Consider the following 24,679-nt stretch of genomic DNA (forward strand, 5'->3'; position numbering starts at 1 on the left):
CTATAATTCTCCCTCTTCGTAATCTTCTGGGGTTTCGGTAATAGATATTTGACTAACCCCAAGTACCTCAATCATTTGGGCTAAATTGGCGATAGTTGGATACTCCAGCAAATTTTGTAAGGACAATTCCACCGAGAAAATATCGCGGGAACGAGAGATCACCTGAGTCGCTAATAGAGAATGTCCTCCCAAAGTAAAGAAATTATCCTTAACCCCAATGCGTTCCAATCCCAAAACTTCACTCCAGATTTGTGCCATTTGAGCTTCAATTGGAGTGCGAGGAGAAACAAAGCCAGTGGAAAGATTTCTGGAAGCTTTATCAGGTATTGGGAGGGCGCGACGGTCCACTTTACCATTGGGGGTTAAGGGTAAAGCATTTAGCAGGACAAAAGCTTGAGGAACCATGTAATTGGGTAGCTTTTGTTGGATAAATTCCCGCACTTGCGGCACAAGCTTCTGAACTAACTTACCATAGAGGGGATTGTTCGTATAGTCAGTCCAGGGTTTAGTTGTAATTGTCTCATGCTCCCAAAAACTTGGGTATGATTGTATATCAGAAACTAGCATTGAACTGTTACGGCTAAATACCACATCAAAACAACCATCCTGACTACTTTCCCCCCAACTGAGGTGGACTGTGTAGCCTAACTCCTCTCCTATCTGCCAAATTTGCTCAGGATTGATCCCCACCATTGGCTGTGCGGCTAACCGTTGTCGCAGTTCTCCCACCGTAGAGGCGGCAGGAGGATTTTCCCACCAGCCTAAAACCTGCCGCGCCTGTTGTAGCCGTTGATTAGGTACATCTCTGATTCCTAACCATTCTGGCTGAACCAACTTCAGCTGATCTTGTAATTGTGTCCACGAAAGTTGGTCAAGTTGCCAATTTAACCAAGGAACTGCCCTTTTCTCTACATTATTACTTAGATGCAGAGTGACATCATAGCGGAATTGGGTTAACTCATTTTGAGCATGACCGCGCTTAGGTTGAATCTCTACCCAAGTAATCTGGGGAAAACGTTGTTGTAGAGCAATGAAAAATCTGGGATCAATGAGCAGTTCCTCTTCAGCGGCCACAGTCTGATGTACCTGCTGTTGCCATTGTTCAACGGTTCTGTCAGACTCGGCGCGGGCTAACTGTACGGCGGCATGGTATGGCAAGAGCAAGGGTAAACTACGGACATCCCCCACGAATATCTTACCTTGAGAGGCGATCGCTGTCATTGCCCCTTCTAAAACCTGTAACAGATAGTCCACACTGGGAAAATACTGTACTACTGAGTTGACAACCACCGTATCAAAGGCTCCTTGGGGGATACCTTCAAAGTTATCTGCTGTTTTGTGCAGCAGGCGGACATTTTCTAGCCCCTCGATTTCCCCACATAATCGCTCCAGATTGCGAATAGTTGCTGAGGAATAATCGGCTCCCCAATATTCTTGACAATGGGGAGCAACGCGAAATAGCAATAACCCACTACCGCAACCAATTTCTAACACTCGCTGTGGTTTCCCTAGCAAAATTCGGCTCACCGTACTCTCAACCCACTCCCGCATTTCTGAATCGGGAATGGCTTTGCCAGTATAACTACTGTTCCAACCACTAATATTGAAGGTGGGGTCATCTGTTGGGGTTTGCTGTTGGCTATAGGATTGTTCATAGAGTTTTTGCCAATCACTAACATACTCGCCTTGCCATTGCGCCAATTGTTCTGGTAAAACTTGACCCTGGAGAGCCGGAACTAAATAAGCCACCAGACGTTTATCACCAGGGATGTCTTCTCTTGCTATGACGACACTTTCCTGTACTAAGGGGTGTTGGCTTGCAACTGCTTCAATTTCACCCAGTTCTATGCGAAAACCCCGAATCTTCACTTGATTGTCGATGCGTCCCAGGTATTCAATCGTCCCATCCGCTAAATAACGACCTAAATCCCCGGTTTTATACAATTTTGATGGGCCAAAGGGATTGGAGATAAATTTCTCTTGGGTTAATTCTGGTCGGTTGAGATAGCCTCTGGCTACCCCGACGCCAGCAATATGTAATTCTCCTGGTACACCAATCGGTACAGGCTGTAACTGGGAGTCTAAAATGTAAACTTGGACGTTGGCAATGGGACGACCAATGGTAACTTTTGGGTCGAAAGGGGTGCATTTTGCCAGAGTTGCACAGACGCTTCCTTCTGTCGGTCCATAAGCATTAAAGAAATTGCGCCCCGCTGACCATTGTTTGATAAGTTCAACCGCACAGGCTTCTCCCGCTACAATTATGGTTTGCAGGGTAGTCAGTTCGACTTTATGCAGAACAGCTAATGCCGATGGTGGTAGGGTGATATGGGTAATGGCATAATCTTGTAATCGCTCAATTAAGGGCGTACCGGGCATTAGAGAATCTTTGCTTCCTAGATAAAGTGTCCCTCCCGATCCCAAGGACATCAAAATTTCTGATATACAAGCATCAAAACTCAAGGAAGCAAACTGGAGAATTCGACTATCAGAATGCAACCCAAAAGCCTGAATCTGAGCTTGAGCTAGGTTGCACAATCCTTGATGCTCAACCATTACCCCTTTCGGTTTACCTGTAGACCCAGAAGTATAAATTACATTGGCTAAGTTAGCAGCAGTGACGATTCCCGTGAGATTTTCTTGGCTGTTTTGGGCAATTTGTTGCCAAATTTCATCTAAAAATACAGTTTTGGCTGGATGTTGGGGTAATTTTTCAATGAGTGTCCATTGGGTCAGCAGTAACGAAACTTGACTGTCCTCTAACATCAAGCTCAGACGTTCTTGGGGATACTCAGGGTCAAGCGGCACGTAAGCACCGCCTGCTTTGAGAATTCCTAAAATTCCCACGAGCATTAAGGGCGATCGCTCTACACAAATCCCCACTAACTGCTCGGTTTCTAGCCCCAAAGACCGCAGGTAGTGAGCTAACTGATTAGCGCGATTGTTCAACTGTGCATAGGTCAGTTGTTGATTTCCACAGACTACTGCGATTGCATCGGGAGTCTGTTCTGCCTTTTCTTCTACTAATTGATGAATACACTTGTGGCAGGGATCATCGGTTTGGGTATCATTCCATTCCCTTAATAGTTGATGGCGATCGCCCTCTGTTAGCAAGGGTAGTAAAGCCACCGATTGTTGGGGATTGTCAACAATTGCCCCTAATAAAGTTACAAAATTTTGCATCATCCGGGCAATAGTTGTCCCATCAAACAAATCCCTGTTATACGAGCAAAAGCCCCCCAGACCTTCTGGTAAGTCCCACAAGTAAAGTTCTAGGTCAACTCGAACCGAGTCCAGTCCTGAAGGCATATCCTGGACTCTGACACCAGGAAAATCCCAAGGCGCAGTTGGCGCATTCTGGAGGGCAAATACCACCTGCGTCAAGGGATTGCGATCCAAGTTCCGCTCCAGTTGCAACTCTTCCACTAACATTTCAAAGGGTAAATCCTGATGCTCGTAGGCGTTTTGAGTAACTTTTCGCACCTGCGCTAGTAAGGCTTCAAAGCTCGGTTCTGGGGAGAGATCGAATCTCAGCGCCAATGTATTGACAAAAAAGCCAATTAGTGGCTCGATTTCTTGGCGATTGCGATTAGCGATCGGTGAGCCAACCACCAAATCTGTTTGTCTACTGTAGCGAGACAGTAACACCACAAAACCCGCCAACAGTGTCATAAACAGAGTGCTTCCAGACTTTTGAGAGAGCTTTTTCAGTTGCTGGGTTAGCTGGCTATCTAGTTGCAGTTGCTCTGTACCGCCTCGGAAAGTTTGTATAGCTGGGCGGGGGCGGTCTGTGGGTAATTCTAATAGAGGTGGCGCACCTGTTAACTGTTGCTTCCAGTAGCTTAATTGACGCTCTAATACTTGATTTGTCAGCCACTGACGCTGCCAGACAGCGAAGTCGGCATACTGTATGGATAATTCTGGTAATTCAACAGAACTACCCGTTGAAAAGCTGCGGTAATAGGCTGAGAGTTCATCGATCAAAATGCCCATTGACCAACCATCAGCTGCAATATGATGAATTGCTAGTAGCAATACATACTCGTCGGGCGCAACTTGCCAAAGCTTGACTCGCAGCACTGAACCATTAGCCAAATCGAAGGGTTTACAGGCTTCTGCTGTCGCCAGTTCCTCTACTTGTTTGGTGGGGTCTTGGAGATTTTGTAAATCCACCACTGGTAGGGTGATGGTCATACTGGGTGCGATCGCCTGCACTGGCTTATTATCCTTAATCTTAAACTGAGTCCGCAGCGGTTCATGGCGTTGCGCGATCGCCCTAAAAGCTTGCTCTAAAGCTTTGACATTGAGATTCCCCACCAGCCGCATGGTGAAATCTATTGTGTAAGCACTACTTTCACCTTCCAACTGATTCATAAACCACAGGCGTTCCTGCGCCCACGATAGAGGTATGTCTCTGTCTCGGTCAACAGGTGTCATTGCTGGCACCGTCAAACCTGAACCAGTTTCTAGCTGACTTAATATCACCTCACTTAACTGGGCAACTGTCGGTGATTCAAAGATATGACGCAACGGTAACGAAATCTTCAAAGCTTCCTGCAAGCGAGAAATTACCTGAGTTGCTAGTAGGGAATGTCCGCCAAGTTCAAAGAAGTTATCCTCAATGCCTACTTGCTCTAACCTCAGCACTTGAGTCCAAATGAGTGCTAATTTTTCCTCAATGGGGTTACGGGGTGCAACAAATTTGTCTGCTATTTCACTGTGTAAATCTGGCGCTGGTAGGGCGCGGCGGTCTATTTTTCCATTTGGTGTTATCGGTAAAGACTCCAGGATTACAAAAGCCTGGGGTATCATGTAGCTTGGGAGTTTATTGCCAAGAAACTGACGCAGTTCGCTAGGTGTGAGTGTGACATCTTTTTGCGGCACAATATAGGCGACTAACTGCTTATTTCGGCTACCCTCAGTACAAGTCTCACCAGGGGTATCTTCGCTGACAATGACGCAAGATATTTGCACATCCTCATGTTGACTAAGTACGGCTTCAATTTCGCCTAATTCAATGCGGAAGCCACGAATTTTAACTTGATGATCGATGCGTCCGAAGTATTCTATATTGCCATCAGGTAAATAGCGTGCCAAGTCCCCGGTTTTATATAATTTTGAATTGTCAAAGGGATTGGGGATAAATTTCTCTTGGGTTAACTCTGGTCGGTTGAGATAGCCGCGTGCTAAACCTGCTCCACCAATGTGCAATTCTCCTGGCACACCGATGGGTACTGGCTGTAAGTGTGAGTCTAAGATGTAGATTTGCGCGTTGGCGATTGGACGACCGATGGAGATTTTCTGATCAGCATCAGTACATTTTGCTACTGTAGCACAGACACTGGCTTCTGTCGGACCGTAGGCATTGAAGAAATTTCTGCCCACAGACCATTGTCTGATGAGTTCACCAGAACAAGCTTCTCCAGCAACAATTATTGTTTGCAACGCCGGGAGTTCTTCCGTCGGGAGAACTGCCAGTGCTGATGGTGGTAAGGTGACATGGGTAATGCAATAATTGCGTAATCGCTCAATTAACGGCATACCCGGTAATAAAGAGTCTTTTGTTCCTAAGTAAAGTGTTGCCCCTGATCCCAGAGCCATGACAACTTCCCAGATAGAAGCATCAAAACTGAGGGAAGCAAACTGGAGAATGCAGCTATCAGAATGCAAACCAAAAGTTTGCATCTGAGCTTGAGCTAGGTTGCATAATCCCTTATGCTCAACCATTACACCTTTAGGTTTACCTGTTGAACCGGAAGTGTAAATTACATTCGCTAGATGAAAAGCCGTCACCCCACTGGTAGGATTATCTTGATTATTTTGGACAATTTCTTCCCATATCTCATCCAAACAAACAAGCTGCGCTTGATGCGATTGTAATTTGTCCAGGAGTGACTGTTGGGTTAATAGTACCTTCACCTGGGCATCTTCAAGGATAAAGCTCAAACGCTCTTGGGGATACTCTGGGTCAAGTGGTACATAAGCTCCACCCGCTTTGAGAATTGCAAGTAGTCCCACGATCATTTCTAAAGAACGCTCTACACACAACCCTACCAGTACATCTGCGGACACTCCCAAAGAACGTAAATATTGCGCCAACTGGTTAGCGCGACAATTCAACTCATCATAGGTAAGTTGTTGCTCTTCAAATACCACCGCCACAGCATCCGGGTTGCGCTCTACCTGCTCCTCAAACAACTGATGAATGCACAAATCATGGGGATAGTCTACTTGTGTATCATTCCACTCAATTAATAACTGCTGCTGCTCAACTGCTGTCAACAGAGGTAATTGGGAAATCCGCTCAAAGGGATTCGCTACAATTCCCTCAAGTAGTGTCACAAAATGACTCGCCATCCGCTCGATGGTGCTGCTATCAAACAAATCAGTGTTATATTCCCACACTCCCACCAGTCCAGTCCCTGTGTTCTCCATTGCTAAGGTAAGATCAAACTTGGCAGTTGTGCTTTCTACAACCAGTGGACTAACAGTTAACCCAGTCAGTTCTACTTGAGAGTTAGGCGCATTCTGGAACACAAATGCCACCTGGAACAGGGGTGTATGGCTGAGGTTTCTTTGGGGTTGTAATGCTTCCACCAGCATTTCAAACGGCAAATCCTGATGAGCGTAGGCGGACAGCGCCATTTCCCGAACACGCCCCAGTAATGATGAGAAACTAGGATCTGCCGATAAATCAGTCCGCATCACTAAAGTATTCACAAAAAAGCCAATTAACCCTTCTATTGCGCTGTGATTGCGGTTAGCAATTGGTGTCCCCACCAAAATATCTGATTGTCCGGTATAGCGGTAAAGTAATGTATCGAACCCTGCCAACAGCGTCATGAACAAAGTTACCCCTTGTTGCTGACTCAGTTGCATTAAGCCTTGAGTTAATTCCAGAGAAAGTGCAAACTCTTGATACGCGCCCAGGAATTTTTGCACAGCAGGTCTGGGTCTGTCGGTGGGAAGGGACAATAAAGCTGGTGCGTCTGCTAGTTGTTGTTTCCAGTAACTCAATTGTCTTTGCAGTACCTCCCCGACTAACCACTGTCTTTGCCAAATTGCAAAATCGGCGTACTGAATCGGTAGTGGTGCGGCATTGGCAGGCTGACCTTGAGCATAAGCATTGTAAAATGTTGCCAGTTCCTGAATAAACACCCCCATAGACCATTCATCACTGACAATGTGGTGCATACAAATTAACAATATGTGTTCTGTCTCGGACAGTACGACTAATGTTGCTCTCAGTAGGGAACCGCTTGCCAAGTCAAAGGGTTGAATAGCCTGTGTAATTGCCAATTCCTGTGCAGATGTTTCTTGCTCCAATCTTGGCAGATGTTGCAATTCAATTACTGATAGTTGCCAATTCCTGACTGTTTGAATGATTTGAGTGGGTTTTCCATCAATGGTGATGAAGTTGGTGCGTAACGCTTCATGGCGATAAATAATTTCTTCTAAGCTTTGTTCTAGGGCTGCAACTTCGAGAAATCCTGCTAGACGCAAAGCTAAGGGTATGTTGTATAAGGAACTGTTGGGCTGTAACTGGTCTAAAAACCATAAACGTTGTTGGGCATAAGACAATGATAATTCTGCATTCTCTGCCCTTGGTAAAATTGGTGGTACTGTTATTTCTAAGTTTTGTCGCTGTGATTGCCCAATAAGATCAGCTAATTGGGCAACTGTGGCTGCTGCAAACAGGCTTCGCAATGGTAGTTCTGTTTGGAAGTTGGAACGGATGCGGGATACCAGTTGCGTTGCGAGTAGGGAGTGTCCCCCAATTTCAAAGAAGTTATCATGAATGCCGACTTGCTCCACTTTCAACACTTGCGCCCAAATCTGTGCCAGCATTTCTTCGGTGGGGGTGCGTGGGGGAACATATTTGTCTGTTCGGTTGCTGGATAAATCTGGTGCTGGTAGGGCGCGACGGTCTACTTTGCGGTTTGGTGTTAGTGGGAGAAAGTCCAGAAATACGAAAGCCTGGGGCACCATGTAAAGAGGCAGATTCCTAGAGAGGAATTGACGCAGTTCGCTAATTGTGGGTATTTTTTCGGGATATGGTACTACGTAGGCAACTAAATATTTATCCCCTGGGGTATCTTCGCGGATGATCACACAAGATGTTTGCACATCAATATATTGGTTTAGTACCGCTTCAATTTCTCCCAACTCGATGCGGAATCCCCGAATTTTTACTTGATTGTCGATGCGTCCAAAGCACTCAATGTTACCATCTGGCAAATAGCGGGCTAAGTCCCCGGTTTTATAAAGTCGGGAACTGGGGACTGGGGACTGGGAATTAGCTAGAATTTCTGCCCCTCTGCTGCCACTGAAGGGGTTGGGAATAAATTTTTCCTCCGTCAGTTCTGGGCGGTTGAGATAACCTCTTGCTAAACGAACACCACACAGGTGCAGTTCACCTTTGACTCCCACTGGTACTGGTTGCAGATGACGGTCAAGGATGTAGGCTTGTGTATTGGCAATGGGACGACCAATTAGCACTGAGTTGGCTGTTTCTGATTGGGGATGGAGTAGGTCATGGACTATGGCTGTTACAGATGCTTCCGTAGGACCGTAGACATTTAGACAATTGACGCGATCGCCTACTACTTGTCGCCATATTGTCACTGTTTCTGGGAGAACTGCATCCCCACCCACAGCCACTAACCGCAGACTTTGCGGTACAGTTGCATTGTCTTGAGATACCGCTACTGCCCATTCATGCCAATAGGCTGGAGTAATATTTAAGACGCTGAGACTTTCTTGGGCAATAAATTGGGCAAAACTGGCAAAGTCAGGAAACATTTGTGTGGGTCTTAATACCACCGTTGCGCCTTTGTACCAAGTGGGGAATATTTCTTCCGCCGCTACATCAAAGCTGAAGGACGCAAATTGCAACACACGATCTGCGCTAGTTAGGGCAAATACTTCACTAATTGCACTGCTATGGTTAACTAAAGCAGCATGAGTCAGCATCACGCCTTTGGGTTTGCCGGTAGACCCAGAAGTGTACAATAGACAAGTTAAGTTTTCTGGTTTGACCTCACTGACCGGATTTGCTGGACTTTGATTCGTCAGCATCTCAGATTCTCTATCTAAGACAATGACTTTTACTCCTTGTACTGGTAGAGAATTGAGTAATTTTTGCTGTGTGATTAGCACAGAAAATTGTGAATCCTCAGATATGTCAGCTAAACGCTGCTGGGGATAATCAGGGTCGAGGGGGACATAACCGCCACCGGCTTTGAGGACGGCTAACAATGTGACGATGATGGATAGCGATCGCTCTAAATAAATCCCCACCAAAACTTCTGGTTTTACACCAATATCTTGTAGGTAGTGTGCTAATTGATTAGCTTGGGTGTTCAACTCACCATAAGTTAATTGTTGATTTTCAAATATTACTGCTACTGCATCTGGGGTAAACCTAGCCTGCTGTTCAAACAACTGATGGATACATTTATCTTGGGGATAATCGGCTTGAGTATCGTTCCATTCTACAAATAACTGGTGTTGCTCAACTGCTGTTAGCATTGACAATTGGTCAATTCGCTCGCTGGGATTCGCCACAATTGCTGCCAGGATTGTAACAAAATGACCCGCCATCCGAGCGATGGTGCTATGGTCAAACAAGTCGGTGTTGTACTCCCACACTCCCACCAGTCCATTACCTGTGTTCTGCATTCCTAAGGTCAGATCAAATTTTGCCGTTACGGTTTCTATTGGTAATGGACTGACAGTTAACCCAGTCAACTCTACGGTCGCTAGGGGATCATTTTGGAGGAGAAAATCTACCTGAAACAGTGGTGCATGGCTGAGGTCGCGTTCTGGCTGCAATACTTCCACCAACATTTCAAAGGGTAAATCCTGATGAGCATAAGCATCCATTGCCATCAACCGAACACGAGTGAGTAATTCCGCAAAACTGGGATTACCTGATAAATCAGTCCGTAAAACTAAAGTATTGACAAAAAAGCCAATTAACCCTTCTATTTCACTACGATGACGATTAGCAATTGGTGTCCCTACTAAAATGTCTGATTGTTCTGTGTAGCGATAAAGTAGGGTATCAAAGGCTGCCAACAACATCATGAACAACGTCACCCCTTGTTCCTGACTTAGTTTTGTCAGTTTTTGACTTAACTCAACAGAGAGTGCAAACTCATGATATGCCCCAGCGGTGGTTTGCACAGCAGGTCTGGGTCGGTCTGTGGGGAGTGATAATAGGGTTGGTGCATCTTTTAGTTGTTGTTGCCAATAACTCAATTGGTTTTGTAATACATCCCCGGCTAACCACTGTCTCTGCCATAAGGCGAAATCTGCGTACTGAATCGGCAGTGGTGCGAGATTGGCAGGCTGACTTATTGAATAAGCATTGTACAGGGTCGCTAGTTCTTGGACAAACACCCCCATGGACCAGCCATCAGAGACAATATGGTGCATACACACTAAAAATAGATGCTCTGTTACAGACAGCACTACTAATGTCGCTCTCACTAATGCTTGTTTTTCTAGGTCAAAGGGTTGCAGAGCTTGTTGTTGTACTAATTGCTGTGCAGCTATTTCTTGTGCAGTTGTCGATAAATGCCTCAAGTCAACAACTGCTACTGTCCAATTTGTTGCTGTTTGAATGATTTGTCTTGGTTGTCCATCAACTGTAATTAAATTGGTGCGTAAGGCTTCGTGGCGATGAATAATTTCTTGTAAGCTTTGTTCTAAGGCTGCTTGATTGAGAGTTCCTACTAGACGCAAAGCTATGGGTATGTTGTATAAGGCACTGTTCGGCTCGAACTGGTCTAAAAACCACAGCCTATTTTGAGCAAATGATAATAGTAATTCTGCATTCTCTGCCCTTGGTAAGATGGGTGGGGAAGTTAGTTCTAAGTCTTGTTGTTGTAAATGCTGAATCGATGGCATCAATTCGGCTATTGTCGGTGCAGCAAATAACTCCCGCAATGGTAGTTCCAGTTGGAAAATGTTGCGGATGTGTGAAACCAGTTGTATTGCTAGGAGTGAGTGTCCACCGAAGGTAAAGAAGTTATCTTCTATCCCCACTTGCTCTACTTTGAGGACTTGCGCCCAAATTTGTGCCAGCATTTCCTCAACTGGAGTGCGCGGGGCTACATATTTGTGTTTGAATTCCCTGTGTAAATCTGGTGCGGGTAAAGCGCGGTGGTCGATTTTACCATTGGGAGTTAGTGGCAGAGAGTCTAAAATGACGAAAGCATTAGGTACCATGTATTCTGGTAGTTTGGCTTTTAGGAATTGTCGCAGTTCACTAACTGTCGGTGTCACCTCTTTTTGTGGCACGATGTAACCAACTAGGCGTTTATCCCCGGTTATATCTTCGCGGACAATGACGCAAGATGCCTGGACATCGCCTAGTTGACTTAGTACTGCTTCAATTTCTCCCAATTCAATGCGGAAGCCACGAATTTTTACCTGATTGTCGATGCGTCCCAGGTATTCAATGTTGCCATCTGGCAGATAACGGGCTAAGTCCCCAGTTTTATATAATTTTGAATTTTGTCCGCCTTTGGCGTTTCTGTAGGGTATTTTAAATTTTGAATTGTCAAAGGGATTGGGGATAAATTTCTCTTGTGTCAATTCAGGTCGGTTGAGGTAGCCTCGTGCTAACCCCGCACCACCGATGTGCAATTCTCCTGGTACACCAACGGGAACTAGTTGCAGATATTCGTCTAAAATGTAGATTTGCGCGTTGGCGATTGGACGACCGATGGATATTTTCTGATCAACATCAGTACATTTTGCTACTGTAGCACAGACACTGGCTTCTGTCGGACCATAAGCATTGAAGAAATTTCTTCCCACAGACCATTGTTTTATCAGTTCAGCAGCACAAGCTTCTCCACCGACAATTATTGTTTGCAACGCCGGGAGTTCTTCCGTCGGCAGAACTGCCAGTGCTGATGGTGGTAAGATGACATGGGTAATGCCATAATTGCGTAATCGCTCAATTAACGGGATACCCGGTAATAAAGAGTCTTTTGTTCCTAAGTAAAGTCTTGCCCCCGATCCCAGAGCCATGATGATTTCCCAGATAGAAGCATCAAAACTGAAGGAGGCAAACTGGAGAAGGCGACTATCAGAATGCAAACCAAAAGTTTGCATCTGAGCTTGAGCTAGGTTGCATAATCCCTTATGCTCAACCATTACACCTTTAGGTTTACCTGTTGAACCGGAAGTGTAAATTACATTCGCTAGATTAAAAGCCGTCACCCCACTGGTAGGATTGTCTTGATTATTTTGGACAATTTTTTCCCATATCTCATCCAAACAAACAAGCTGCGCTTGATGCTCAGGTAGTTTGTCCAAGATTCGTTGTTGGGTCAGCAGTAGAGAAACTAAAGTATCTTCGAGAATATATTGTAAGCGTTCTTGGGGATACCCTGGGTCAAGCGGCACATAAGCGCCACCCGCCTTGAGAATTGCTAAAATTCCCACGATCATCTCTAGCGATCGCTCTACACACAACCCTACCAGTACATCCGCACCCACACCCAAAGACTGCAAGTAATGCGCTAACTGATTAGCTCGACAATTCAACTCGTGATATGTAAGTTGTTGATTCTCAAACACCACAGCCACAGCATCGGGTGTCCTCAAACACTGCTCCTCAAATAACTGATGGATACACTTATCTTGGGGATAGTCTACTTGTGTATCATTCCACTCAATTAATAACTGCTGCTGCTCAACTTCTGTCAGCAGAGGTAATTGGGAAATCCGCTCAAGGGGATTCGCCACAATTCCCTCAAGTAAGGTGACAAAATGACCAGTCATCCGCTCAATAGTGCCTGTATCAAACAAGTCAGTGTTATACTCCCACACACCAATTAGTCCAGTACCTGTGTTCTCCATTGCTAAGGTAAGATCACACTTGGCAGTTACACTTTCTACTACCAATGGACTAACAGTTAATCCAGTCAACTCTACTTGAGAGTTAGGAGCATTCTGAAGGCCAAACACTACCTGAAACAGCGGTGTATAGCTGAGATCCCGTTCTAGCTGCAATGCCTCAACTAGCATTTCAAAAGGTAAATCCTGATGAGAGTATGCATCCATTGCCATTAACCGAACACGAGTCAGTAATTCACTAAATCGAGGATTCCCTTCCAAGTTGGTACGCATCACCAATGTATTGACAAAAAAGCCAATTAATGCTTCTATTTCACCGTAATTGCGGTTGGCTATAGGAGCCCCTACCACAATGTCTGATTGTCCTGTGTAGCGGTAAAGTAGGGTATCAAATGCTGCCAACAATGTCATGAATAGTGTTACTTCCTGCTCCTGACTCAGTTTTGTCAACTTTTGAGTTAACTCAACTGAAAGTGCAAACTTTTGATGTGCGCCAACGAAGGTTTGCACAGCAGGTCTGGGTCTGTCTGTGGGTAGGGATAATAACGCTGGTGCCTCTTTTAGTTGTTGTTGCCAGTAACTCAATTGGCTTTGCAGCAAATCCCCTTGCAAAAACTCTCTTTGCCAAATTGCAAAATCTGCGTATTGAATTGGTAATGGCTCTAACGGTGTTCGCTGACCTTGAGCATAAGCATTATACAGTGTCGCTAATTCATGAGCAAACACACCCATAGACCAGCCATCACTGACAATGTGGTGCATACACACTAATAGTAAGTGTTCTGTCTCTGATATTACTACTAATGTCGCTCTGACTAACGATTCACTTGCCAAATCAAAGGGTTGAATTGCTTGTTTTTGTGCCAATTGCTGTGAAGCACTTTCTTGTTCGGCGGTAGATAAATGCTGCAAGTCAACAACTGATACTGTCCAATTTATTTCTGTTTGGATGATTTGTGCTGGTTGTCCATCAATTGTCATGAAATTGGTGCGTAAGGCTTCGTGACGATCAATAATTTCTTTTAAGCTTTGTGCCAAGGCTGCTCGATTGAGAATTCCTACTAGACGCAAAGCTAAGGGTATGTTATATAAGGGACTGTTCGGCTGTAACTGGTCTAAAAACCACAAACGCTGTTGAGCATAAGATAGTGGTAATTCTTCATTCTGATTTTGCATTCTTTTTCCTTGGTAAGATGGGTGGTACTTTTATTTCTATGTTTTGTTGCTGTAACTGCTGAATCGATGGTGCTAATTCGGCAACTGTCGGTGCCGCAAATAAACTACGCAACGGTAGTTCTACTTTGAAACTGGTGCGGATGCGTGAAACCAATTGGGTTGCTAGTAGCGAGTGTCCTCCCAGTTCAAAGAAGTTGTCATGAATCCCCACTTGCTCTACTCTCAGGACTTTTGCCCAAATTTGTGCCAATTTTTCTTCAACGGGAGTGCGGGGTGCGACTAAACTCTCTTCTATTCCTGCGCGTGATTCTGGAACCGGTAGGGAGCGACGGTCTATTTTGCCATTGGACGTGAGGGGTAAAGACTCCAAGATGACTATTGCATTTGGTATCATGTAATCTGGTAACTTTTCCTTGAAGTAGCTACGCAGTTCTGCTGTTGTGGGAGCTTGTGCCACTTGCGGTACTACGTAAGCTACCAGACGTTTGTCGCCCGGTTCATCCTCCCTGACTACCACTACACTTTCCCAAACGGCTGGATGTTGTGCCAGTAATCCTTCAATTTCGCCCAACTCAATGCGGAAGCCACGTATTTTTACTTGCTGGTCAATTCGCCCTAAATACTCTAACTCGCCATTGGGCAAATAACGGGCTAAGTCTCCTGTTCTATAAAGGCGTTCTCTTCCCTTACTTCTTTGGAAGGGGTTGGAGATAAACCTTTGTCCTGTGAGTTCGTCACGATGGAGATAGCCACGAGTCACCCCCTCACCACCAACGTACATCTCCCCTGGAACTCCAATCGGTACTGGTTGTAAATGCTGGTCTAGCACATACACTTGTAAGTCGGGAATCGGGCGACCAATAACACTAGCTGTGCGATTTAAATCGTCAAGGCTCAATGGACGATAGGTTACGTGTACAGTAGTTTCTGTAATCCCGTACATATTCACTAACTGCGGTTTCTGGTCGCCGTGGCGCTCAAACCAGGGTTGCAAACTCTCGAGTTCCAGAGCTTCTCCACCGAAAATTACGAGACGGAGGTTCAAATCGCTCATTCCGATTGACTGTTCTGCTTGAATTAACTGGCGGAAAGCTGAAGGCGTTTGATTGAGAATTGTGACTTGCTCTTGAGATAATAATTTATAGAACGATTCAGGCGATCGCGTCAACAGATACGGCACTACTACCAGTCGTCCGCCATAAAGCAATGCACCCCAAATTTCCCAAACAGAGAAGTCGAAGGCATAGGAGTGGAACATTGTCCACACATCTTGAGAATTAAATTTATACCAAGAGTTTGTGGCTGCAAACAGACGAGTTACATGATGGTGGTTGACTAAAACACCTTTAGGCTGACCTGTAGAACCTGAAGTGTAGATGACGTATGCCAGATTAAGCGATGTGGCAGTATTGACAGGGTTGGAGTTGCTGTTTTGGGTAATTTTTTCCAAGTCTGTATCTAAGCAGACAAGCTGTGCAGTATGGGCTGGTAGCTTTTTGACTAATTGCTGTTGGGTCAGTAGCACTTTCACCTGAGTGTCTGTGAGGATGAAACTCAACCGTTCAGTTGGATACTCAGGGTCAAGGGGCACATAAGCCCCACCCGCCTTGAGAATCCCCAGTAATCCCACAATCATCTCCCAAGAGCACTCCACACAAATACCCACCAGCACATCGGCTCCCACACCCAAAGACTGCAAGTAATGCGCCAACTGATTAGCTCGACAATTTAATTCATGATATGTAAGTTGTTGTTCTTCAAATACCACCGCCACTGCATCTGGAGTCCGTTCTACCTGCGACTCAAATAACTGATGAATACACTGATCAACAGGATAATTTACCTGAGTATGATTCCACTCAATTAATAACTGCTGCCGCTCAACTTCTGTTAACAAAGGTAATTGGGAAATCTGTTCCAGAGGATTAGCCACAATTGACGAAAGTAGTGTCACAAAATGACCAGTCATGCGCTCAATAGTGCTGGCATCAAACAAGTCAGTATTGTACTCCCACACCCCAATCAATCCATTACCTGTGTTCTCCATTGCTAAGGTAAGATCAAACTTTGCCGTTGCACCTTCTATTGGCAATAAACTAATACTTAACCCACTCAACTCTACTTCTGACAGGTAAGGATTCTGGAGGGCAAACATCACCTGAAATAGGGGTGTATGACTAAGGTCGCGTTCTGGCTGCAATGCTTCCACCAGCATTTCCAATGGCAAATTCTGATGAGCATAAGCGGATAAAGCCATAGACCGAACACGAGTGAGTAATTCCGCAAAACTGGGATTTTCCGATAAATTACTCCGCATCACTAAAGTATTGACAAAAAAGCCAATTAACCCTTCTATTTCACTGCGATCGCGGTTAGCAATTGGAGTCCCTACCAAAATATCTTCTGTTCCTGTGTAGCGATACAGTAATACATCAAATGCTGCCAACAGCGTCATAAACAGAGTACAATCTTGTTGCTGACTCAGTTGCATTAACCCTTGAGTTAATTCCACAGAAAGAGCAAAATCTTGATATGCGCCTACGAAGGTTTGCACAGCAGGTCTGGGTCGGTCTGTGGGCAGCACTAACAGGGCTGGTGCATCTTTTAGTTGTTGTTGCCAGTAATTCAGTTGGCTTTGCAGTACATCTCCGACTAACCAGTTTCTTTGCCAAATTGCAAAATCTGCGTACTGAATCGGCAGTGGAGTTAAAGGTATTCGCGTAGCGTCTGTCAGAGAAGGTAGACCTATTGAATAAGCATTGTATAATGCTGCCAGTTCTGCGACAAACACACCCATTGACCAGCCATCAGAGACAATGTGGTGCATACACACATTCAACAGGTGTTCTGTCTCAGAAAGCACTACTAATGTTACTCTGATTAATACTTCACTTGCCAAGTCAAAGGATTGAATAGCTTGTTTTTGTGCCAATTGCTGTGCAGCTATTTCTTGTGCGCTGGTGGATAAATGCCTGAAGTTAACAACTGATACTGTCCAATTTGTTGCTGTTTGAATGACTTGCCTTGGTGTACCATCAACTGTAATGAAATTGGTGCGTAATGCTTCGTGACGATGAATAATTTCTTCTAAGCTTTGTGCTAAGGCTGCTTGATTGAGAGTTCCGACTAGACGCAAAGCTATGGGGATATTATATAAGGCACTGTTCGGTTGTAATTGGTCTAAAAACCACAACCGCTGTTGGGCATAAGACAAGGGTAATTCTGCATTCTCTGCCCTTGGTAAAATGGGTGGGGAAGTCAGTTCTAACTCTTGTTGCTGCAACCGTTGAATATGTGGCGACAATTGAGCAACTGTCGGTGCAGCAAATAAACTACGCAACGGTAGTTCTACTTTGAAGCTAGTGCGGATACGGGAAACTAATTGGGTTGCTAGTAGGGAGTGTCCGCCAAAGGTAAAGAAGTTATCATGAATGCCTACTTGCTCTAGTTTAAGGACTTGTGCCCAAATTAGTGACAGGATTTCTTCGGTGGGGGTGCGTGGAGCTACGTATTTGTCGGTTCCTTGACCCTGTAAATCGGGAACAGGTAAAGCGCGGCGGTCTACTTTGCCATTAGGGGTTAAGGGGAGGGAATCCAGGATCACAAAGATATTGGGAACCATGTAATCTGGCAGTTTTGTCTTGAGGAATTGCGGTAATTCACTAACAGTACAAGTCATCTGGGAAGACGGCACAATGTAGCCTACTAGCCGTTTATTCCCAGGGTCGTCTTCACGGGCGATAACACAAGCTAGCTGTACATCATCTCTTTGGTCCAGTACCGCTTCAATTTCTGCTAATTCGATCCGGAAACCACGGATTTTTACTTGATTATCAATGCGTCCCAGGTATTCTATATTGCCATTGGGCAAATAACGGGCTAAGTCCCCGGTTTTGTAGAGACGGGAATTAGGGTAGGTGCTAAAGGGATTGGCGATAAATTTCTCTTGTGTCAATTCGGGGCGATTGAGGTAGCCTCTGGCTAATCCGGCTCCACTTATATGCAATTCGCCTGGTACACCAACGGGTAATGCTTGTAAATTTTGGTCAAGGATATAAATTTGGGTATTGGAAATTGGGCGACCAATGGGGACAATTTGTGTATATATCTCTCGCTGACAATTGCAGAAAGTTGCATCGATACAAGTTTCCGTCGGTCCGTAAAGATTGTGTAAGTTCACATCTAGCTTGCTTAACAAGCCTTCAAGTAGAGCAACTGGTAAGACTTCACCTCCACAGAAGACGTGTTTGAGGGAGTGACAAGTTTCGATTCCTCCCTGCTCTAAAAGCATTTGTAACAAAGATGGGACAAGTTGAACAATCGTTACCTGCTGTTGGGCAATTAACCTTAACAGATAAGCACTATCAGTATGACCTCCTGGTTTAGCTATTAACAACTGTCCACCGGCTAATAATGGAGCGTAGAATTCCCAAACTGACGCATCAAAGCCAAAGGGAGTTTTTTGCAATACTTTGTCTTTTTCCGTCAGGGGGAATGTTGCTTGCATCCAGGACATATGGTTGCAAAGGTTACTGTGAGAGAGCATTACCCCCTTGGGTGTGCCAGTAGAACCGGAGGTATAAATCACATAAGCTAAGTTACCAGGTTGTACCTCAGTGATTGGACTCTCCTGACTAGATTCACAGATCAGCAGCCAGTCGGTATCTAAGCAGACGACAGGCGCTTGATTTTCAGGTAATTTCTCGACTAAATGCTGTTGGGTTAATAAGACTGAAACTTGAGCATCTGCCCACATAAAAGTCAAACGCTCAGTTGGATAATCTGGGTCAAGCGGCACATAAGCCCCACCCGCCTTGAGAATACCCAGTAATCCCACAATCATCTCCCAAGAGCGCTCCACACAAATACCCACCAGCACATCGGCTCCCACACCCAAAGACTGCAAGTAATGCGCCAACTGATTAGCTCGACAATTTAATTCATGATATGTAAGTTGTTGCTCTTCAAATACCACCGCCACTGCATCCGGTGTCCGCCGGACTTGCTGCTCAAATAACTGATGAATACACTGATCAACAGGATAATCTACCTGAGTATGATTCCACTCAATTAATAACTGCTGTTTCTCTGGTTCTGTTAACAAAGGTAATTGGGAAATCTGTTCCAGAGGATTAGCCACAATTGACGAAAGTAGTGTCAGAAAATGACCAGTCATGCGCTCAATAGTGCTGGCATCAAACAAGTCAGTATTGTACTCCCACACCCCAATCAATCCATTACTTGTGTTCTCCATTGCTAAGGTAAGATCAAACTTTGCCGTTGCACCTTCTATTGGCAATGAACTAATACTTAACCCACTCAACTCTACTTCTGACAGGTAAGGATTCTGGAGGGCAAACATCACCTGAAATAGGGGTGTATGACTAAGGTCGCGTTCTGGCTGCAATGCTTCCACCAGCATTTCCAATGGCAAATTCTGATGAGCATAGGCGGATAAAGCCATAGACCGAACACGAGTGAGTAATTCCGCAAAACTGGGATTTTCCGATAAATTACTCCGCATCACTAAAGTATTGACAAAAAAGCCAATTAACCCTTCTATTTCACTGCGATCGCGGTTGGCAATTGGACTCCCTACCAAAATATCTTCTGTTCCTGTGTAGCGATACAGTAATACATCAAATGCTGCCAACAGCGTCATAAACAGAGTACAATCTTGTTGCTGACTCAGTTGCATTAACCCTTGAGTTAATTCCACAGAAAGAGCAAAATCTTGATATGCGCCTACGAAGGTTTGCACAGCAGGTCTGGGTCGGTCTGTGGGCAGCACTAACAGGGCTGGTGCATCTTTTAGTTGTTGTTGCCAGTAATTCAGTTGCCTTTGCAGTACATCTCCGACTAACCAGTTTCTTTGCCAAATTGCAAAATCTGCGTACTGAATCGGCAGTGGAGTTAAAGGTATTCGCGTAGCGTCTGGCAGAGAAGGTAGACCTATTGAATAAGCATTGTATAATGCTGCCAGTTCTGCGACAAACACACCCATTGACCAGCCATCAGAGACAATGTGGTGCATACACACATTCAACAGGTGTTCTGTCTCAGAAAGCACTACTAATGTTACTCTGATTAATACTTCACTTGCCAAGTCAAAGGATTGAATAGCTTGTTTTTGTGCCAATTGCTGTGCAGCTATTTCTTGTGCGCTGGTGGATAAATGCCTGAAGTTAACAACTGATACTGTCCAATTTGTTGCTGTTTGAATGACTTGCCTTGGTGTACCATCAACTGTAATGAAATTGGTGCGTAATGCTTCGTGACGATGAATAATTTCTTCTAAGCTTTGTGCTAAGGCTGCTTGATTGAGAGTTCCGACTAGACGCAAAGCTATGGGGATATTATATAAGGCACTGTTCGGTTGTAATTGGTCTAAAAACCACAACCGCTGTTGGGCATAAGACAAGGGTAATTCTGCATTCTCGTCCCTTGGTAAAATGGGTGGGGAAGTCAGTTCTAACTCTTGTTGCTGCAACCGTTGAATATGTGGCGACAATTGAGCAACTGTCGGTGCAGCAAATAAACTACGCAACGGTAGTTCTACTTTGAAGCTAGTGCGGATGCGAGAAACCAATTGTGTTGCTAGTAGGGAGTGTCCGCCAAAGGTAAAAAAGTTATCATGAATACCTACTTGCTCTAGTTTGAGGACTTGTGCCCAAATTAGTGATAGGATTTCTTCGGTGGGGGTGCGTGGAGCTACGTACTGGTCTGTGAGTTCAGCGTGTAAATCTGGTATGGGCAAAGCGCGGCGGTCTACTTTGCCATTGGGGGTGAGGGGTAAGGAATCTAAAATGACGAAAGCCTGGGGACCCATGTATTCTGGAAGCTTTTGTGTGAGGAAGCTACGCAGTTCGCTGACAGTGGCTCTCTGCTCTTTTTGCGACACAATGTAGGCAACTAAGCGCTTGTTCCCAGGAATGTCTTCACGGACAATCACGCAAGATGCTTGCACATGGGTATATTGGCTGAGGACTGTTTCGATTTCGCCCAACTCGATGCGGAATCCCCGGATTTTTACTTGATTATCGCTGCGACCCAAGTATTCGATATTGCCATCTGGCAAATAACGGGCTAAGTCCCCGGTTTTGTAGAGACGGGAATTAGCGTAGGTGCTAAAGGGATTGGCGATAAATTTCTCTTGTGTTAACTCTGGTCGGTTGAGGTAGCCGCGTGCTAATCCGACTCCACTTATATGCAATTCTCCTGGTACACCTACTGGTACTGGTTGTAAATTTTCGTCAAGGATATAAAGTTGGGTATTGGCAATGGGACGACCAATGGGAGGCAGCAGCGGCCAAGTTTCCACGGAATTAGTCAGAGTAAAACTGGTGACGACATGACTTTCCGATGGTCCATAATGATTGTGCAAAGTACAATCAGTTAACTGGCTCAACCATTGAGAAATGGCAGGAGTAATCTGCAACTGTTCCCCCGCAGTGATGATTTGGCGCAGATTACTCATAACTAATTCCCGCTCAATAGCCACCTCGGCTAGTTGCTGTAAACCAACAAAGGGAAGAAACAGTCTCTCAACAGCTTGTTCTTGGAGTAAACCTAACACAGCCAATGGTTCTCGGCGCAATTGCTCTCCAATCAACAGCAATGTCCCCCCAGAACACCAGGTTGAGAAGATTTCTTGGAAGGAAACATCAAAGCTAATCGGCGCAAATTGCAGGGTTTTTGCCCCACTAGAAATTGTGACATTTTGCCGTTGCCACAGGAGCAGATTGCAAAGAGCAAGCTGATTCATGGCCACACCTTTTGGTTGACCTGTAGAACCAGAGGTGTAAATCACATAACCCAAGTTATGTCCTTGCACCTCAGAGATGAGATTCTCTGGACTCAACTGAGAAATTAGTTGCCATGCGGTATCTAAGCAGACAATATTTTCTTGATGGGTTTGTAATTTTTCAACTAATTTCTGTTGACTTAGTAATACCGAAACTTGAGCATCTTCTAACATGAAAGTCAGACGCTCTTGTGGATATTCAGGGTCAATTGGTACATAGGCTCCACCCGCTTTGAGAATGCCTAGTAGTCCCACTACCATCTCTAAAGAACGCTCTACACAAATACCCACCAGCACATCCGCACCCACACCATGAGAGCGTAAGTAATGCGCTAATTGATTAGCCTGACCATTCAATTGCTGATAGGTGAGTTGTTGATTTTCAAATACTACCGCTACTGCATCCGGGGTCAGATCAACCTGCGACTCAAATAACTCATGGATACATTTATCAACAGGATATTCAACTTGGGTATCATTCCACTCCAGCAAAATTTCCCGCCGCTGCTGCTCAGATAACAAAGGTAGGTAAGCAATACACTGGTCAGGTTCGGTGAGAATACCTTGCAGAAAAACAGTAAACTGCTCTTGCATTCTGGCAATACTGTCATTATTCAATACATCTGTGTTGTAGAACCAACAACATTTCTTCCCATCTGAGGAAATTATGAAAGTTAGATCACTTCCCAACGTCCCTTGGTAGTCCTCTAGTTTTTCCACACGCTCTACAACCACTGGAAAAAACTGCTCACTACCCCGATCGGACAACGAACGAAGAGATGGATACCTAGTCACGACATCCCGGACATAAGTTAGGGGAAGTTGGGTAAATTCGAACTGTTTTTTTAAAGCCGCAAAACTTTGCTCGTAATCTATATTTACCCGATAAGGAACAACTGACGCAAACAAGCTTTCGAGTCCGACCAACTGTCGTTGTAATTCAATATCTTTAAATCCGATATCAAAACATCCGCTGCCACCAATTCGAGCTAGATAAGTAATAAAAGCAGCTGCGAGAAAATCACTTCGGTGCCATTGGGGATGGCGTTGTAACCATAAGGTAATTGCCTCATCGGGTACAAACATCCTGGCTCTGGCATACTGTGGTTCTTTCAGGTGTAATGATGCTGTCTGCTTTGCCTCAGGAATAGTGATGGACTCTAAGGTTCCTAGCCTTTCTACCCAAAAAGCTTCATGCTTAACAATTGACTGATCAAACTTCTCAATCTGCTTGACCTGATTAGGCTCAAGATCACAAAACTGATACCCGACTTGCAAGCCAAATTTCTCCACCAGATATGAAATTGATAGTGCTTGACCATTAATAGCCAGTACCTGACGTAGTGCAATATCATAACTTGCTGTAGAAACTGTGATATAAGTAGGTTCAATGTTTGTGATCGTTCCCGGAGGGTAGTTGGACAAGTTACCCTGAACCTCAAGCTTAGAGACTATAAACAAATTGCTGTCTATAGCCAATTTAGGCCGACCTAATGGATTGGGATAAGAACCAAAATCTAAAGCCCTAATCAGGGCATCTAACTCATAAGCACAACGCTTCCATGAGATGATTCCGCCTGCCCTCAGCCTTTTGAAGCGGGAAAAATAGGTGCGCTGATTCAGGTTTACTTTGGTTGCTACAAATGTACCAGAGGATAGCTCATCAACTAGTTGAGCAAATGCATTAATAGCAGCTTCATAGCATTTCCCATTTAGAGTCAAAGCTGTCTCGTCATCAGCAATATCGATAATTACCTGCTTCAGGATATCGCCCGCATCAACCATAGCGGCCATTATATGCCACGTCACCCCATGAGTCTTCTCCTGATTCATCAACGCCCAGGAAGTGGCATTGACTCCTGCATATCTTGGTAGGGGGGCATCATGATAGTTGATCGCAAATTGGCGTGGTAACTCTAGAATTTCCTGGGGTAAAACATACCTATTGACAATACTGAACAGGTAATCAAAAGGCTGCTGGCTTAAAAATTCTCCGATATGATCTGTTGGCTTAATATAAGGTATGTTTTTCCCCTCAGCCCAGTTAATTATCGATGCATCTGCGGAGATAATGCCGTAAATTACGTGACCTTGATTGATCAGTATTTCAGCACATTGAATCGGTAAAGTTCCCTCGCCAATAATAAAGCAATTAAATTTATTTTGATGATTAGCCATAATAGCGAGTTTTTTAACTATTTTGTCTATTTTAGATAACTAAAATAGACCTCTCCGGAAATTAGGTTTTCAGCTAGACAGGTTAAGGGTTTCAGATTCTTTTTCGGAGATGTTTGATGCTTACATATAAGCAATACCGATGATTACCGTATAAGAATTTTCCCTCATTTGTCAATGCGTAAGTTCTAAATATATTTTGTTAAAGTTATGACTCACTCTTACAACTTACGCAAGCGTCACACCAAAAATCTATTGTAGGGTGCATCAGATATCAACAATCTGTTTATTTGCTAGATTTTTACGGTTTGATGCACCTTACAAGAAAGACTGGGAAGTTTGAAAGCCCCTGAGTAAGCATTGCGTAGCAATGCATTAGGTGCTTTAGACCGGGGAGTGTCAACAATGTGACAGTTAGGGTGCGGAATGTGGGATATAAAGATGCACCGTTAGATAGATAAGCATAAGTCTTACCTGCTATCTATTGCATTTTTTTGATAAAGCTGAGATTATTTAAAAGTCTAGGTTAAGTGCGTTGGAGTTAAAAATATATGGGACTCCTATGGGATTTTGGCACAAAACTACCATAGCATAGGGATCAGTGTACAAGTCTTATAGGAAAGAATGATCAGTCAGCATTTAGGAACT

2 protein-coding genes are annotated in these 24,679 nt (G+C 44.6%); both read right to left on the reverse strand.

The window, feature by feature from the left end; translation table 11 throughout:
* Window positions 1–14,052 (reverse strand): non-ribosomal peptide synthase/polyketide synthase, encoded by a 14,052-nt coding sequence (locus tag BMF77_RS19560; protein ID WP_148765137.1) that lies wholly within the window; start codon window positions 14,050–14,052, stop codon window positions 1–3.
* Window positions 14,036–24,034: a non-ribosomal peptide synthetase gene (locus BMF77_RS19565; protein ID WP_148765139.1), complete on the reverse strand. Its 9,999-nt coding sequence runs from the start codon at window positions 24,032–24,034 to the stop codon at window positions 14,036–14,038. The genes BMF77_RS19560 and BMF77_RS19565 overlap by 17 nt, the downstream gene beginning before the upstream one ends.
* Between the last annotated feature and the right edge of the window lie 645 nt (window positions 24,035–24,679).

Source organism: Dolichospermum sp. UHCC 0315A (assembly GCF_008121535.1).
In the GTDB taxonomy this organism is placed as follows: domain Bacteria; phylum Cyanobacteriota; class Cyanobacteriia; order Cyanobacteriales; family Nostocaceae; genus Dolichospermum; species Dolichospermum lemmermannii.